General features: G+C 67.3%; 1 pseudogene. It reads right to left on the bottom strand.

Going from position 1 to position 1,313, the window contains the following annotated elements:
• Window positions 1-51: 51 nt before the first annotated feature.
• Window positions 52-1,304, bottom strand: a pseudogene (locus STRIP9103_RS21220) (PTS transporter subunit EIIC).
• Window positions 1,305-1,313: the final 9 nt, after the last annotated feature.

The following is a 1,313-nucleotide window of genomic DNA, read 5'->3' as shown; positions in this document are numbered from 1 at the left end:
CCCCTGTGCGTACCGGCGTATCCGCGCCCGACCGGCGTCGTACCGGCTCGCTCACGCCTTCGTGAGGTCCTCCACCTCTTCCTCGGGTTCGCGGCCGGGGGTCGGGAGGTTGAACCTGACGATGGCGAAGCGGAAGACGACGTAGTAGATCGCGGCGAAGACCAGGCCGATGGGGATGATCAGCCATGGCTTGGTGGCGAGGTTCCAGTTCAGGGCGTAGTCGATGAAGCCGGCGGAGAAGTTGAAGCCGGCATGGACGCCCAGGCCCCAGGTGACGGCCATGGACACGGCGGTCAGCAGCGCGTGGATCACGTAGAGGAGCGGGGCGATGAACATGAACGAGAACTCGATCGGCTCGGTCACACCCGTCACGAAGGACGTCAGGGCGAGCGAGACCATCATGCCCATGACGGCCTTGCGGCGCTCGGGGCGAGCGGTGTGGGCGATGGCCAGGGCCGCGGCCGGCAGACCGAACATCATGATCGGGAAGAAGCCGGACATGAACATCCCGGCGGTCGGGTCGCCGTGCAGGAAGCGGTTGTAGTCACCGGTGAAGACCTGGCCGGCCGCGTCCTTGAACTCGCCGAGCTGGAACCACGCCACCGTGTTCACGAACTGGTGCATGCCGATCGGGATGAGCGCGCGGTTGATGGCGCCGAAGAGGGCGGCACCGAACGAACCCAGACCGGTCATCCACTCGCCGAAGTCACCGATGGCCTCACCGATCGGCTCCCAGACCAGCCCGAAGAAGACGCCGACGGCGACGCCGACGAAGGCCATGATGATCGGGACGAGTCGGCGGCCGTTGAAGAAGCCGAGCCAGTCCACCAGCTTCTTGCGGTGGTAGCGCTGCCACAGGACCGCCGAGAGCAGACCCATGATGATGCCGCCGAGGACACCGGGGTTGTTGTAGGTCGCGGCGATGTCCGCGCCTTTCTGGACCTTGGCCTCGGTGACCGGGAACGCCTCCAGGACCTTGCTGTAGACGAGGAAGCCGACCAGCGCGGCGAGGGCGGTCGAGCCGTCGGACTTCTTGGCGAAGCCGATGGCGACACCGATGCAGAAGAGCAGGGGGAGACTGCCGGTGATGGCGCCGCCCGCCTTGTCGAAGACCGCGGCGATCTTGTCCCAGCCGAGGCCGTCGGCCCCGAAGACGTCCGGCTGACCGAGCCGGACCATCAGGCCCGCCGCCGGCAGCACGGCGATGGGAGCTGAAGACTGCGGCCGACCTTCTGCAGGCCCTGGACGATGCCGGATCCCCACTTCTTCGCGGGGGCCGCCGTTGGCGCGGTGGCGGTGCTCATACGCTTCCT

Source organism: Streptomyces ipomoeae 91-03, assembly GCF_000317595.1.
GTDB lineage: Bacteria > Actinomycetota > Actinomycetes > Streptomycetales > Streptomycetaceae > Streptomyces > Streptomyces ipomoeae.
This window is presented reverse-complemented; position numbering and strand designations above follow the sequence as displayed.